This window comes from Streptomyces sp. enrichment culture, from assembly GCF_964273255.1.
In the GTDB taxonomy this organism is placed as follows: domain Bacteria; phylum Actinomycetota; class Actinomycetes; order Streptomycetales; family Streptomycetaceae; genus Streptomyces.
On record NZ_OZ186835.1, the window covers coordinates 3,985,465 to 3,998,809 of the forward strand.

Annotated in this window: 13 protein-coding genes; 7 read left to right on the forward strand and 6 right to left on the reverse strand. The window is 75.0% G+C overall.

Annotated elements, in window-relative coordinates; translation table 11 throughout:
• Positions 1 to 206: 206 nt before the first annotated feature.
• The 4 genes from ACSU53_RS17280 to ACSU53_RS17295 all read left to right on the forward strand — a co-directional run bounded on the left by ACSU53_RS17280 (position 207) and on the right by ACSU53_RS17295 (position 3,254).
• Entirely contained in the window at positions 207 to 875 is a 669-nt protein-coding gene (locus ACSU53_RS17280) for a DUF4097 family beta strand repeat-containing protein (protein WP_437028753.1), read from the forward strand.
• A 29-nt stretch (positions 876 to 904) separates the two neighbouring features.
• On the forward strand, positions 905 to 1,861 hold the full coding sequence (locus tag ACSU53_RS17285) for an ATP-binding cassette domain-containing protein (RefSeq protein ID WP_437028754.1): 957 nt from the start codon (positions 905 to 907) through the stop codon (positions 1,859 to 1,861).
• A complete protein-coding gene (locus tag ACSU53_RS17290) occupies positions 1,858 to 2,685 on the forward strand; it encodes an ABC transporter permease (protein WP_437028756.1) in 828 nt (275 codons plus the stop codon). Before ACSU53_RS17285 ends, ACSU53_RS17290 begins: the two co-directional genes overlap by 4 nt.
• Positions 2,686 to 2,870: 185 nt before the next feature.
• Entirely contained in the window at positions 2,871 to 3,254 is a 384-nt protein-coding gene (locus tag ACSU53_RS17295) for a hypothetical protein (RefSeq protein WP_437028758.1), read from the forward strand.
• Positions 3,255 to 3,285: 31 nt separating this feature from the next.
• Here ACSU53_RS17295 and ACSU53_RS17300 read toward each other — a convergent pair whose 3' ends face one another.
• Together ACSU53_RS17300 and ACSU53_RS17305 are read right to left on the reverse strand one after the other, a co-directional pair.
• Entirely contained in the window at positions 3,286 to 4,929 is a 1,644-nt protein-coding gene (locus tag ACSU53_RS17300) for a DNA repair helicase XPB (protein WP_437028760.1), read from the reverse strand.
• 365 nt (positions 4,930 to 5,294) lie between these two features.
• The gene (locus ACSU53_RS17305; protein ID WP_437028762.1) at positions 5,295 to 7,955 is read right to left on the reverse strand and encodes a helicase-associated domain-containing protein; all 2,661 of its coding nucleotides are present in this window, start codon (positions 7,953 to 7,955) and stop codon (positions 5,295 to 5,297) included.
• A gap of 120 nt (positions 7,956 to 8,075) precedes the next feature.
• On the opposite strand from ACSU53_RS17305, the gene ACSU53_RS17310 reads away from it, so the two are divergent.
• Together ACSU53_RS17310 and ACSU53_RS17315 are read left to right on the forward strand one after the other, a co-directional pair.
• Positions 8,076 to 9,125, forward strand: coding sequence for a hypothetical protein (locus ACSU53_RS17310; RefSeq protein ID WP_437028764.1), 1,050 nt, complete (start codon positions 8,076 to 8,078; stop codon positions 9,123 to 9,125).
• Positions 9,126 to 9,581: 456 nt separating this feature from the next.
• Positions 9,582 to 10,316, forward strand: coding sequence for an HAD family hydrolase (locus ACSU53_RS17315; protein ID WP_437028766.1), 735 nt, complete (start codon positions 9,582 to 9,584; stop codon positions 10,314 to 10,316).
• Here ACSU53_RS17315 and ACSU53_RS17320 read toward each other — a convergent pair.
• Positions 10,283 to 10,543: a hypothetical protein gene (locus ACSU53_RS17320; protein ID WP_362102600.1), complete on the reverse strand. Its 261-nt coding sequence runs from the start codon at positions 10,541 to 10,543 to the stop codon at positions 10,283 to 10,285. The two genes, ACSU53_RS17315 and ACSU53_RS17320, sit on opposite strands and share 34 nt — an antisense overlap.
• 162 nt (positions 10,544 to 10,705) lie before the next feature.
• On the opposite strand from ACSU53_RS17320, the gene ACSU53_RS17325 reads away from it, so the two are divergent.
• Positions 10,706 to 11,089: a cold-shock protein gene (locus ACSU53_RS17325; RefSeq protein ID WP_164333825.1), complete on the forward strand. Its 384-nt coding sequence runs from the start codon at positions 10,706 to 10,708 to the stop codon at positions 11,087 to 11,089.
• 93 nt (positions 11,090 to 11,182) lie between these two features.
• On the opposite strand, the gene ACSU53_RS17330 is transcribed toward ACSU53_RS17325, so the two are convergent.
• From ACSU53_RS17330 to ACSU53_RS17340, 3 genes are read right to left on the reverse strand one after another with little or no spacing between them, the layout of a single operon-like run.
• On the reverse strand, positions 11,183 to 12,112 hold the full coding sequence (locus ACSU53_RS17330) for a 1,4-dihydroxy-6-naphthoate synthase (protein ID WP_437028768.1): 930 nt from the start codon (positions 12,110 to 12,112) through the stop codon (positions 11,183 to 11,185).
• Positions 12,102 to 12,797 (reverse strand): futalosine hydrolase, encoded by a 696-nt coding sequence (locus tag ACSU53_RS17335; RefSeq protein ID WP_437028770.1) that lies wholly within the window; start codon positions 12,795 to 12,797, stop codon positions 12,102 to 12,104. The genes ACSU53_RS17330 and ACSU53_RS17335 overlap by 11 nt, the downstream gene beginning before the upstream one ends.
• A 23-nt stretch (positions 12,798 to 12,820) precedes the next feature.
• Positions 12,821 to 13,318, reverse strand: coding sequence for a DUF2771 domain-containing protein (locus tag ACSU53_RS17340; protein WP_437028772.1), 498 nt, complete (start codon positions 13,316 to 13,318; stop codon positions 12,821 to 12,823).
• Positions 13,319 to 13,345: the final 27 nt, after the last annotated feature.

Consider the following 13,345-nt stretch of genomic DNA (forward strand, 5'->3'; position numbering starts at 1 on the left):
GGTCCGTGACGTCGTGAGGATAGCGTTCACCCCAAGTCATTGCAACGACAAGTCCTCGGGCTGTTGCGTTATCTTTTGGCTCGTTGCAACGATCTGGCGCCGTTCAGCTGCGAAAACGCACATTCGGTGCAACAAGTTGATTGCTGTCCCTGTGAACGCAACGTAGCGTTTCCTTCATCAGAAACGACAAGCCGAAGGAGCGCACAATGCAGTTCGACACCCCTGCCCCCGTCTCGGTCACCCTCGACGTCCCCGCGGGCCGCATCCGGTTCATCGCCGCCGACCGTGCCGACACCGTGGTCGAGGTCCTGCCCGCGGACGCCACCCGGAGCCGCGACGTGACGGCGGCGGAGCAGACCACGGTCGACTGCCGCGACGGTGTCCTGCGGATACATGGCCCGAGCGCCAACAACCGGCTCATCGGCCCGTCCGGTGCCGTCGAGATCACGGTCCTGCTCCCCGCCGGCTCACACGTCGAGGGGAGGGCGGCGGCCGCCGAACTCCGCGGCGTGGGACGGCTCGGCGACGTCACCTTCGAGGGGGCGCAGGGCCCGGTCAAGCTCGACGAGACCGCGAGTGCCCGTCTCGCCGTCCTCGCCGGTGACGTCTCGGTCGGCCGCCTGGGCGGTTCCGCGGAGATCAGCACCCAGAAGGGTGACATCCGCGTCGGCGAGGCCCTGCGCGGCACAGTGACCCTGCGCACGGAGTACGGCGACGTCGAGGTCGGCGCCGCCCGCGGTGTCTCCGCCTCCCTGGACGCAGGCACCGGCTACGGCCGGGTCCGCAACACCCTCCGCAACGCCGACGGCGCCGCCGCCGGCCTGGCCCTGCGCGCGACCACCGCCCACGGCGACATCACCGCCCGCAGCCTCTGACCGCCCGCTGCCCTGGACAGGAGAACACCATGACCGGCCATGCCATCGCGGCGAACGGGCTGCGCAAGTCTTACGGCGACAAGGTCGTCCTCGACGGGGTCGACCTCGCCGTCCCGGAGGGCACGATCTTCTCCCTGCTCGGGCCGAACGGCGCGGGCAAGACCACGATCGTCAAGATCCTCTCCACGCTCGTCGGCGCGGACGCGGGCGACCTGCGGGTCGGCGGGCACGACCTCGCCGCGGACCCGCACGCGGTGCGGTCGGTGATCGGCGTCACCGGGCAGTTCTCCGCGGTCGACGGTCTGATCACCGGCGAGGAGAACATGCTGCTGATGGCGGACCTGCACCACCTCCCGCGGCCCGAGGGGCGCCGGGTGGCCGCCGAGCTGCTGGAACGCTTCGACCTGACCGACGCGGCGAAGAAGCCCGCCGCCACCTACTCCGGCGGCATGAAGCGCCGCCTCGACATCGCCATGACACTGGTCGGCGGTCCGCGCGTCATCTTCCTGGACGAGCCGACCACCGGACTCGACCCGCGCTCCCGTCACACCATGTGGGGCATCATCCGCGAGCTGGTCACCGACGGCGTGACCGTCTTCCTCACCACCCAGTACCTGGAGGAGGCCGACCAGCTCGCCCACCGCATCGCCGTCCTCCACGAGGGCCGGATCGCCGCCCACGGCACCGCCGACGAGCTCAAGCGGATCGTCCCCGGCGGACACGTCCGGCTCCGCTTCACCGACCCGGCCGGCTACCGGTCGGCCGTCACCGCCCTCGCCGGGGCCGCCCCGGACGACGCGTCGCTGACCCTGCGCATCCCCAGCAGCGGCAGCCAGCGCGAACTGCGCGCCGTGCTGGACCGTCTCGACGCCGCCGGCGTGGAGGCGGACGAGCTGACCGTGCACACCCCCGACCTCGACGACGTCTTCTTCACGCTGACCGAAGCTGCCGCCGTTCCCGTCCCGTCCGAGGAGGCCGTCCGATGAGCGCCACCCTTCCGGTTCCCGCCCGCCCGTCCCGCCCCTCCCGCTTCTCCCTCGCCGTGCGCGACTCGGCCACCATGGTGCGCCGCAACCTCCTGCACGCCCGGCGCTACCCGTCCCTCACGCTGAACCTGCTGCTGACGCCGGTCATGCTGCTGCTGCTCTTCGTGTACGTCTTCGGCGACGTGATGAGCGCGGGCCTGGGCGGCGGCGGACGCGGCGCCTACGTCGCCTACCTCGTCCCCGGACTGCTGTTGATGACCATCGGCAGCACCGCGATCGGCACCGCGGTGTCCGTGTCCATGGACATGACGGAGGGGATCGTGGACCGCTTCCGGACGATGGCCGTGCACCGGGGCTCGGTGCTCATCGGACACGTGGTCGGCAGCGTGCTGAAGTCGGTCCTGAGCGTGGTCGTCGTGGGCGCGGTCGCCGTGGCCATCGGCTTCCGCTCGACGGACGCGACGGCGCTGGAGTGGCTGGCGGCCTTCGGCCTGCTGGTCCTGTTCGCCACGGCGCTCACCTGGATCGCGGTCGGCATGGGCCTGGGCGCCCCGAACGCCGAGGCCGCCAGCAACAACGCCACCCCGCTGATCCTGCTGCCCCTGCTGTCCAGCGCCTTCGTCCCGGTCGACGGGATGCCGGGATGGTTCCGGCCGATCGCCGAGTACCAGCCGTTCACGCCCGCCATCGAGACCCTGCGCGGGCTGCTGCTCGGCAACGGGATCGGCCACCACGGGTGGCTGTCCGTCGCCTGGTGCGTGGGGCTGACGGTCCTCGGCTACGTCTGGTCGACCGCCTCCTTCGCCCGCGAACCCCGGGGGTGAGCGGCAAGGAGACCCGTGATCAGCGGCCCGCCCCAGGAGTTGCGCTCCTGCGGCGGGCCCGCTGTGGGGTGGGCCTGCCGTACTCAGGCGGGCCTCCTGCGGCGGGCCGCCTGAGTACGGGAACGCCCGCCGAGATGAGTACCCGGACCGGTGCGGGCGGCGCCGCGGGCCGCTTCACTGGCCGCATGAACCGTCACCGCCCCGCCGGACCCGCGTCGACGGCCCGGCAGTACCGGGCCGAGCCGGACCCCCGCGCCTGGGTGGCGCCCGCCGTCGCCACCGCGCTCGGGGCGTTCCTGGTCCCCGCGGCGCTCCTGCTGGCGGCGCTGTCCCCGATGGCGACCGACTCCTGCGGCCCCGACGACTGCTCGCGGGCCCTGACGACCGCCCTGGCCCTCGCCCACGGCACCGTGCTCCACGGCGGTGTCCTCGCGGCGGGCGCCTGGCTCGCCGCCTGGCTGCTGCCCCGCACCCGCCGCTGGTCGGTGACCCGCATCTGGCTGGCCGGCCTGTCCCTGCTGCCGTGGGCGGTCGCCCTGGTCCTGCTGCTCACCCTGCCCGAGGGCTGACGGGCGGGTGCCCGCGGGCCCGGGGCGCCCGTCAGCCCTCCGCCAGCAGCTCGTCCGCGTCCACGATCCGGTAGGCGTAGCCCTGCTCCGCCAGGAACCGCTGCCGGTGCGCGGCGAAGTCCTGGTCGATGGTGTCCCGGGCGACCACCGAGTAGAAGTGCGCCTGGTGCCCGTCCGACTTGGGCCGCAGCACCCGGCCGAGCCGCTGGGCCTCCTCCTGGCGGGAGCCGAAGGTGCCCGACACCTGGATCGCGACCGTCGCCTCCGGCAGGTCGATCGAGAAGTTGGCGACCTTGGACACCACCAGCACGCCGATCTCGCCCTGGCGGAACGCCTCGAACAGCTTCTCCCGCTGCAGGTTGGTCGTCTCGCCCTTGATCACGGGGGCGCCGAGGTGTTCGCCCAGCTCGTCGAGCTGGTCGATGTACTGGCCGATGACGAGGATCTGCTGGCCGGCGAAGCGGCGCACGATCGCCTCCGTCACCTTCCGCTTGGTCGCGGTCGTCGCGCAGAAGCGGTACTTCTCCTCCGTCTCGGCGGTCGCGTACGCCAGCCGCTCGGAGTCGGTGAGGTTGACCCGGACCTCCACGCAGTCGGCGGGCGCGATGTAGCCCTGCGCCTCGATCTCCTTCCATGGCGCGTCGAACCGCTTCGGCCCGATCAGCGAGAACACGTCCGACTCGCGGCCGTCCTCCCGCACCAGCGTCGCGGTCAGGCCGAGCCGCCGCCGCGCCTGGAGGTCGGCGGTGAACTTGAACACGGGCGCGGGCAGCAGGTGCACCTCGTCGTAGACGATCAGGCCCCAGTCCCGGGAGTCGAACAGCTCCAGGTGCGGGTACACGCCCTTCCGCCGGGTGGTGAGCACCTGGTAGGTGGCGATGGTGACGGGGCGGATCTCCTTCTTCGTCCCGCTGTACTCGCCGATCTCCTCCTCGGTCAGCGAGGTCCGCTTCACCAGCTCGTGCTTCCACTGCCGGGCCGAGACGGTGTTCGTCACCAGGATCAGCGTCGTCGACTTCGCCTGCGCCATGGACCCGGCGCCGACCAGGGTCTTGCCCGCGCCGCAGGGCAGCACGACCACGCCGGAGCCGCCGTGCCAGAAGTTCTCCACCGCCTGCTTCTGGTACGGGCGCAGCGCCCACCCGTCCTCGTGCAGCTCGATGGGGTGCGCCTCGCCGTCCACGTACCCGGCGAGGTCCTCGGCCGGCCAGCCCAGCTTCAGCAGCGTCTGCTTGATCTGCCCGCGCTCCGAGGGGTGCACGGCGACGGTGTCGGGGTCGATGCGGGCGCCGACCAGGGGCGCGATGCGCTTGGAGCGCAGCACCTCCTCCAGCACGGGCCGGTCGGTGCTGGTCAGGACGAGGCCGTGCGCCGGGTGCTTGACCAGGCTGAGCCGCCCGTAGCGGTCCATCGTCTCGGCGATGTCGACGAGCAGCGCGTGCGGCACCGGGTAGCGGCTGTACTGCACCAGCGCGTCGACGACCTGCTCGGCGTCGTGGCCCGCCGCCCGCGCGTTCCACAGGCCGAGCGGGGTCACCCGGTAGGTGTGGATGTGCTCGGGGGCGCGCTCCAGCTCGGCGAAGGGGGCGATGACGCGCCGGCAGTCGTCGGCCTGCTCGTGGTCGACCTCGAGGAGGAGGGTCTTGTCGGACTGGACGATGAGCGGACCATTCACGCGCGGCTGCCTTTCTGCGACGGGCTCGGCACGGGCACTGCACGGCCAATCGTCCAGTTTGCCTGATCGAGGGCCCGCACGGCCCCGAGCGGGCCGCATCGCTCCGCCGCGGACGGCGTGAGCTTGTTCACCGGCGGACGGACGGCCGGGTCAGCGGCGGGGCCGGCCGGGGCCACCGACGGGCGGCCGGTCCGGAGGCGGCTGACGGACGGTCGGCCCGGGGGTCGCTGACGGACGGCCGGCCCGGAGGCCACCGAGGGGCGGTCGGCCGGTGGCACGGGCGGGAGGCCGGGCCGGGTCACCGACGGGCGACCGGAACCCGAGACCCCGTACCGTCACGGGCGCCCGCCGGCTCGCCCCTACCCCTACCCCTGCCCCTCCTCGTCCGCCAGCTCCGCCACCCCCGTGATCCGGTGCAGCGGGTACGTGCGGACCTCGTCGGCCGTGTGGTCGTAGGCCGTGACGAAGCCGCCCTCGACGCGGACCGGCGCGATGACCCGCTGGCTCGCGGCGCCCTCGGCGTTGACGTAGCCGATCCACAGGGCCTCCCCGGTCAGGACGGCGGCCTGCATGGTGGCGAGGGTCTCGGCGGTGGTGGTGCGGGGCAGCTCGCCCCCGGGCGCCGTCCGGTCCCCGTCCGCGGCGGGCTTGCGCGGGGCCGTGGAGGCGAGGTCACCGGCCCGGATGGCGCGGACCGCCGCCCTGAGCAGGGTGTCGTCGGGCACCGGCGGGCCGTCCGGGACCGGCTCGGGCGCCGTGCGCGGCGGCGTGCGGCGGGCGTGCGCCCGGGTGATCACGACATCGCCCTCGGCGGACTCGGCGGCCGGTGCGAACCCCATCGACCGCAGGCCCTCCAGCAGCGCCGCCGGGTCGGCCTGCGCGGCCAGCACCGTCGGCGCGAGCCGGCGCAGCCCCAGCCCGGCGGCCCGCTTGTCGGCGAGGATCTCGTTGAGCACGGCGTCGTCGTCGCAGCGCACGTACGCCGACGCGGCGCCCACCCGCAGGTGCCCGTGCCGGCGCGCCACGTCGTCGATCAGGTACGCCAGCGGCTGCGGCACCGGCGTCCGGGAGTGCGCGGCGAGGAAGGCGTGCAGGTCGGAAGCGGTCTGCCCGGCGTCCAGGGCACGCCGGACCGATCCCGGCGTGAACCGGTAGACGGTGGCCCCGCCCTTGGACTCCACGTCCGCCAGCACGTCCAGCAGGTCCGCGAGGGGCCGCTCCAGCGGGCCCGGCGCCACCGCCGTCAGGTCGGCCTGGAGCAGGACGTGGTCCAGGGGCTCGGGCAGCAGCGGCGCCAGCAGGCGCGCCGCCTCGGCGGACGCCGCGGCCCGGTCGGCGGGGGACAGGAGGGCCGGGACCGCCGGCGGGACGGGCCGGTGGTGCACGGGCAGCTTGTCGCCGGGGACGTCGGCCGCTTCCGGCTCCCGGGCGCCCGCCGCCCCCGGCGGCTGCGGCGCGGCGGCACCGAGCAGGGCACGGCCGTGCGCGGACAGCGCGCCCCGCCCGGTGACGCCCAGCAGTTCCGCCTCGGCCAGGGTCCAACGGGCCAGCCGGGACCGCAGGTCCTCACCGTCCCCGGAGGCCGCCCCGGAGGCCGCGGACCCGGCACCGCGGTGCCCCGGCTCGGAACCCGCGGAACCCGCGGCCCCCGCGGCCCCGGCCCGCCCCCGCAGCGGCCGCTCCCAGCGCAGCCGCGCCAGCAGCGACCCCTCGGCGGCGGAGTGCCCCTCCGGCAGCCCGGCCAGCAGGGTCAGCACCCGGTGCCGTACGTCGGGCGCCGCCGACCGGTCCAGCCCGGGGCCGAGCGCCGCCAGCGCCCGGTCCTTGGCGTCCCGCCCGCCGACCAGCCCCGGGGTCCGGGTCGCCGTCAGCCACGCCGTGACCAGCCGCGCCCAGCGCTCGGCGGGAGGCCGCTCCCGCCACTCGTCGTGGGCGGGCGTCACCGCGTACCGCTCGTCGGCCTCCCCGTCGGCCGCCAACAGCCCTGCCGCGTAGGCGAGTTCCACCCAGAACGCGGCCGTGGGCTCCGGCACGTCCAGCGCGACGGCGGTCCGCTTCAGGTCCCGCACACTCAGCCCGCCGGACCGCAGCACGGCGGGCCCGCCCTCGTCCCAGTCCTTCAGCAGCTCCTCGACCGTCGCCAGCGCCGTGAACGCCTGCCCCGCCGCGGTCGCGTCCACCACCTGCGGGCGGTGCGCGCCGGCCGACTCCACCGGCGGCGGCACCGGCTCGGTCACCCGGTGCGCCCGCCCGCCCCGCAGATGCAGGGCCACCTCGCGCGGCAGCACCACCGTCCCGGGTGCCGTCGGCAGCAGCAGTCCGCGGTCCAGCAGCCAGCGCAGCCGGGGCGCCGGATCGGCCGTGACCTGCCCGTACGGCGGCCCCCACACCAGCCGTTCCAGCACCTCCACGGACTCCGCCGGCGCCTCGTCCAGCAGGGCCGCCATCCGCTCCCGGTCGGTGAACAGCGCGGTCAGCGACGCCACCGCGGACACCGAGTCGTGCGTGGACGCCAGTCCCGCCGTCGTCACGAGCTCCTGGATCCGCCCCGGGGACATCCCGGCGGTCGCCTCCCGCACCGAGGGGCCCAGCCCGGTCGGCGACGGGTGCTGCGGCGTGGGCGACAGCAACTCGCGTGCCGTGCGCACCAGACGCAGCACCTCGTCACCGCCCCACACCAGCGCCTGCTCGCGCAGCGTGCCCAACGCCCCCGGCAGCGCGGCCGCCACGGCCGGATCACCGTCGTCGCCCGCCAGCAACCCGAGCAGATCGCCGTACGAGGCCGGGTCCGGGGCCACCGCCAGCGCCTCGGCCGTCTGGAGCGCGAACCGGTCCAGCCGTTCCAGCGCACGCACCACCGAGGCCCGCGTCCCGGCCCGGGTGGCGAGCTGGGTGAGGTCACCGGGCACGGGCGTGACGAGGTCCGGGCGGCTGCGCAGGAGCGCGGCGAGAGCGGCGTCGTCCCGCCCCCGCAGGGCTTCGGCGAGGGATCGGGGCGCCGCCGCGGGCTTCTCCTCGGTGCTCATCCGCCTCACGGTAGCGGGTGGGGTATGCGGGTGGGGCGTGTGCAGTTGGGCCCGGCGATGCGACTCGCGGTACCGTCGGTCGACGGTGTGAGCCAACGCATCCGCCCCCGAGGGGACTTCGTGGGTATCGAGAGTGACCAGGTCGTCTACGAGTACCTGAGCCGCGTCGGCGACGTGGCCCAGCAACGACAGCTGCCGTCGGCGGCGCGCATGCGCCTGGTCACCGAACTCCGCGACGAGATCGACCGGCGCCGCGCCAAGGCCGTGGTCGACTCACCGGCCGCCGTGCGCCGCATCCTGTCCCGCATCGGCACGCCCAGCGAGGTCGTGACGGCGGCCACACCGGCCGACGGCCCCTCCGCGGCCGGGCCCGCCGGCGACCCGGCCCCCAGCGCCCCCGCCGCCGTCCCCGAACAGCCCGCCGCGCGGGAGGCCCCGCACACCCCCGCCGGTCCGGCCGGGCGTCCAGCGCGCCCCAAGGGCGTCCTGGGCCGCTTCGTCCCGGGCCCCCGCCCGACCGCGCCCGCCGACCCCGCGCCCGCCTCCGCCGACGTGCCGTCCGCACCGCACCGGGCCGGAACCGACGAACTCGGCGACAGCGCGGCCCAGCCCGACTGGTGGCGGGTGGACAGCAGCCCCTTCGGCGTCGGCGACGAGGTGCCCGGCTTCACCGGCGGGGTGGAGATCCCGGAGCTGCTGAAGCCCCCGCCGGCCCCGCAGCAGGCCGCCGGCGCGAAGCCCGCGGAAGCGGAGGCGGACGAGGCCGCGGCAGCCGCCGTGGAGGCCGACGTGGAGGCCCCCGCCCGGCGCCGCCCGTGGCGCCCGTCCGGCGGGAGCTGGAACAACCCGCTGCTGCTCCTGGCCGCCGCCCTGCTGGTCGCGGGCGCCGTCCTCGGCACCTGGCTCGCCCTGCTCCTCGGCTGGCTCATCGCCTGGGCGTCCCGGCGGCTGACCCCGGCCGAGTCGAAGTGGGCGGTCGTGATCATCCCCGGCCTGTCCCTCGCCGCGGGCCTCACCTGGCTCTGGGGCCGCAGCGCCGGCCGGTGGGGCGAGCCCGTCGCCGAGGGGGCCATGAACGACGCGGTCGCCGAGACCTGGCCGTGGGTGGTCCGGGGCGCCGCCGTCGCCTCCGCCCTGTTCCTCGTGTGGCGCTCGCAACGGCAGAGGTGAGCCGGGTCGCCGGACGCGACACGGGCGCGAGCCCGCCCCGGCCCTCGCCACGGCGGCGGTGAGCCGGCCACCGGACGTGGACGCGGGCGGGAGCCGGTGCCGTGGCTCAAGGAGACGAGCGGGAGCTTGCGCCGGGGGCGCGGAGACGGGTGGGAGTCGGCGACGAGATCACGGAAACGGACGGGGAGCCCGGGCCGGGGGCAGGTGCCCGGGCGGGATCCGGGGCCGCGGGTCACGGAGACGGTCGGGAGCGGGTGCGTGAAGAGGGCATCGATGGCGACTGACCAGCCTGCGCCGTGGATCACCGAGACGGGCGGGAGCCTGCGCCGTGGGTTACGGGGCCCGGGCGGGACAGCGGTCCCCCGGCCGGACACGAGGGCGGGGCGGAGTCGGGAACCGGCCGGGGCCCGGCCGGCGGCGGTGGGCTGCGCGGGGCGCCCGGGCACAATGGCCCATATGCCTTCCACGACCCCGTTCCCGCCCACGCCGCAGTCCCCGTCCGCGGCTCCGACCCCGTCGGTGACCCCGTCCGAGACCCCGTCCGAGACCCCGTCCCCCGCGGCCCCCGGGCCCACCGTGGGGTTCGACCTCGACATGACGCTCATCGACTCCCGGCCGGGGATCCGCGCCTGCTACCTGGCGCTGGCGGAGCGGACCGGAACGTCCATCGACGCCGATCTGGCGGTGACCCGCCTCGGGCCGCCGCTCGCCGACGAGCTGATCCACTGGTTCCCGGCCGAGCGGGTGGAGGAGGCGGCGGACCTGTACCGGTCGATGTACCCGGAGTTCGCCATCACGCCCACCCCCGCCCTGCCCGGCGCCCGCGAGGCCGTCGACGCGGTGCGGCGGGCCGGAGGGCGGGCGGTCGTCGTCACCGCGAAGTACGAGCCGAACGCCAAACTGCACCTGGCGCACCTCGGCATCGAGCCGGGCGCCGTGATCGGCGGACTGTGGGCCGAGCAGAAGGCGCTCGCGCTGCGCGAGCACGGCGCGCACGTCTACGTGGGCGACCACGTGGGCGACGTGCGCGGCGCGCGGGCCGCCGGCGCGCTGGCGGTCGCGGTCGCCACGGGGCCCTGCGACGGGGCGGAACTCCGCGCGGCCGGCGCGGACGTCGTCCTGACCTCGCTCACGGAATTCCCGGGATGGTTTTCGGACTACCGCACGGAGGGCTCTCCCGACCGCGCCTGACGCCGTCCCGCCGCCGCGGAACGCAGAACTCCCGCTCCCGCCATCAGGAATCCGACCCCCATGAGCATGCTCAGCACGAACATGTAGGTCGGAAAGGGCGTCGTTCCGAGGAACAGCGGGGCCACCGTGACCAGGGTGGCCACGGCACCGACGAAGAAGACGATGGCACCGGCACGGATCAGACCGTCGCCGGGCGCCGCGGAATTCGCTTGGGTTTTGTCACGCACTCGACCAGGGTAGTTCCCTGCCCGAGAGAACAACCCGGGGACGTCTTGTCACCGGCCCGAGGACCATTAGCCTGGGTACCGGCGGGCCACCAGGCCCGCCCCAGTGCTATCGAGAGCCGTTTCCGAGCAGTTTTCCCGACGAGTACAAGGACGAGGACAGACGTGCCCACCGGCAAGGTCAAGTGGTTCAACAGTGAGAAGGGCTTCGGCTTTCTCTCCCGAGACGACGGCGGCGACGTCTTCGTCCATTCCTCGGTCCTCCCCGCCGGAGTCGAGACACTCAAGCCGGGTCAGCGCGTGGAGTTCGGCGTGGTCGCCGGGCAGCGCGGTGACCAGGCCCTCTCCCTGACCGTTCTCGACCCCACCCCGTCGGTCGCCGCGGCCCAGCGCCGCAAGCCGGACGAACTGGCCTCCATCGTCCAGGACCTGACCACGCTGCTGGAGAACATCACCCCGCAGCTGGAGGGCGGCCGCTACCCCGACCGCGCCTCCGGCAAGAAGATCGCCGGCCTGCTGCGCGCGGTCGCCGACCAGCTCGACGTGTAGCCCCCGGGCACGCGGGTGGCGCCGACCACGCCGGCGCCACCGGGACGAAGAACGGCCGCGGTACCGGTACCGCGGCCGTTCTCCGTCGCCTGCCTACCTGGGCCGTGTGGGCGCGAGGCGCCCGTCCCCCGGCCGCGCCGCCCGACAGGGGAACCGCAGCGCCTCCGGGCCGAGCGGGGGCACCAGGCCCTCGGCCGCCGCCCGGGTCAGCAGCCCGCGCACGGCCGCGTAGCCGTCCTCGCCGAGGTCCGCGGTGAACTCGTTGACGTACAGCCCGATGTGCTGGTCGGCGACGGCCGGGTCCATCTCCTGCGCGTGCGCCATCACGTACGGGCGCGACGCCTCCGGATCGTCCCAGGCGGCCCGCACGGAGGCCCGCACCGCGTCCGCCAGGCCGGTCAGCGCCGGCGCGCCGAGGGAGCGCCTGGCGATGATCGCGCCGAGCGGGATCGGCAGCCCGGTGGTGTGCTCCCAGTGCTCGCCCATGTCGGCCAGCTGGTGCAGCCCGTAGGTCCGGTAGGTGAAGCGTGCCTCGTGGATGACGAGGCCCGCGTCGACCTTGCCGTCCCGTACCGCGGGCATGATCTCCTGGAACGGCATGACCACGATGTCGCCGACCCCGCCGGGCACCACCTCGGCCGCCCACAGCCGGAACAGCAGGTACGCCGTGGACCGTTCGCTCGGCACGGCGACCGTGCGGCCCGCCAGGCCGGCGCCGGTCAGGGTCTCGTCCCGGGTCAGCACCAGCGGTCCGCAGCCCCGCCCCAGCGCGCCGCCGCAGGGCAGCAGCGCGTAGTCGTCGAGGACGTACGGCAGCACCGCGTAGGACACCTTCAGCACGTCGAGCTCGCCGCGCTCGGCCATGCCGTTGGTGACGTCGATGTCGGCGAAGGTGACGTCGAGGGCGGGCGCCCCGGGCACCCGGCCGTGGGCGAGGGCGTCGAAGACGAACGTGTCGTTCGGGCAGGGCGAGTACGCGATCCGCAGCCGCTGGTCCTGCCGGTGGTGCTGTTCACTGCTCATGCCGGTTCCAACTCTCCAGGACGGGCCCCAGCTTCCCGAAGCCCTCGGTCAGGGCGGCCAGGGCGTCGCCGATGCGCCAGGCCGCGCGGTCGCGGGGGCCCACGGGGTTCGACACCGCGCGCACCTCCAGCACGGGCACGCCGTGCGCGGCGGCGGCCTCGGCGACCCCGAAGCCCTCCATCGCCTCGGCCAGGGCCCGGGGGTGGCGTGCCCGCAGCGCCTCCGCGCGGGCGGCGGTGCCGGTCACCGTGGACACGGTGAGCACGGTGCCGGTGGGCGCGCCGGTCGCCGCGGCCGCGGCCCGGACCAGGGCCGCGGGCGGGTGGTGGGTGACGGTGCCGAATCCGAGGTCGGTGACCGGCAGGAAACCGTCGGCCGTCTCCGCGCCCAGGTCGGCCGCGGTGATCTCGTCCGCGACGACCAGCGAGCCGAGGGGCGCGTGCGGCGGGAAGCCCCCGCCGATCCCGGCGGAGACGACGAGCCCGTAGGGGCGGCCGGCCAGTGCGGCGGCGGTCAGCGCGGCGGCCGTCGAGGCGGCCGCCAGGGCCGGGCCGACCCCGGCCGCAAGCAGGTCCGGGCCGCCGTCGGGCGTGTGCACGGCCGTGCCGGGCACGGCCGCCTCGCGGACCGGCCCGGGGAACGCCCGGGCCACCGCGTCCCGCTCGGCGGGGACGGCGGTGGCCACGAGCAGGCGTACCGGCGCAGTGATCAGGCGTCCTTCTTCAGCCGGAAGGACCACAGCCCGGTCGTCTCGTTCTCGCCCTCCTTGATCGACACCAGGGTCGAGTCGCCCTGCGCGCCGTACTGGGCGTTGAAGAACACGCTGCCCGGGATGGTGCGGTAGGTCTTGGTGCTGGAGTCGGTCAGCGGCTGACCGTTCATCAGGATCGTCCAGCCCTTGTCGGCGACGTCCGGGTCGACGCCGAAGCGCACGGTCTCGTCCGGGTCGACCGTGATGCTCTTGACGTCCTTGTCCTTGAGGCACTTGTCGAGGTCGGCCGCCTTGATCGCCTCGCCCTCGCCGCCGCAGGCGGCCTCGGAGCTCACGGAGGAGCTGCCGACGGTGATCGTGGACAGTGCCGTCGGCTTGTCGCAGGCGGACAGGACGAGCAGTCCGGCGGATACGGCGCCGGCGGCGACGGCGACGCGGCGGCGTCGCACAGCGCGGTGGCTCTGGGCGGCTGCGCCGCGGGGCAACGTGGTCATGACGGAAAGGCTATCGGGCGGGCCCCG

Coding starts and splice junctions, on each gene's coding strand:
- ACSU53_RS17280 (WP_437028753.1), top strand. CDS start 207: ATGCAGTTCGACACCCCTGCCCCCGTCTCGGTCACCCTCGACGTCCCC.
- ACSU53_RS17285 (WP_437028754.1), top strand. CDS start 905: ATGACCGGCCATGCCATCGCGGCGAACGGGCTGCGCAAGTCTTACGGC.
- ACSU53_RS17290 (WP_437028756.1), top strand. CDS start 1,858: ATGAGCGCCACCCTTCCGGTTCCCGCCCGCCCGTCCCGCCCCTCCCGC.
- ACSU53_RS17295 (WP_437028758.1), top strand. CDS start 2,871: ATGAACCGTCACCGCCCCGCCGGACCCGCGTCGACGGCCCGGCAGTAC.
- ACSU53_RS17305 (WP_437028762.1), bottom strand. CDS start 7,955: ATGAGCACCGAGGAGAAGCCCGCGGCGGCGCCCCGATCCCTCGCCGAA.
- ACSU53_RS17315 (WP_437028766.1), top strand. CDS start 9,582: ATGCCTTCCACGACCCCGTTCCCGCCCACGCCGCAGTCCCCGTCCGCG.
- ACSU53_RS17330 (WP_437028768.1), bottom strand. CDS start 12,112: ATGAGCAGTGAACAGCACCACCGGCAGGACCAGCGGCTGCGGATCGCG.
- ACSU53_RS17340 (WP_437028772.1), bottom strand. CDS start 13,318: ATGACCACGTTGCCCCGCGGCGCAGCCGCCCAGAGCCACCGCGCTGTG.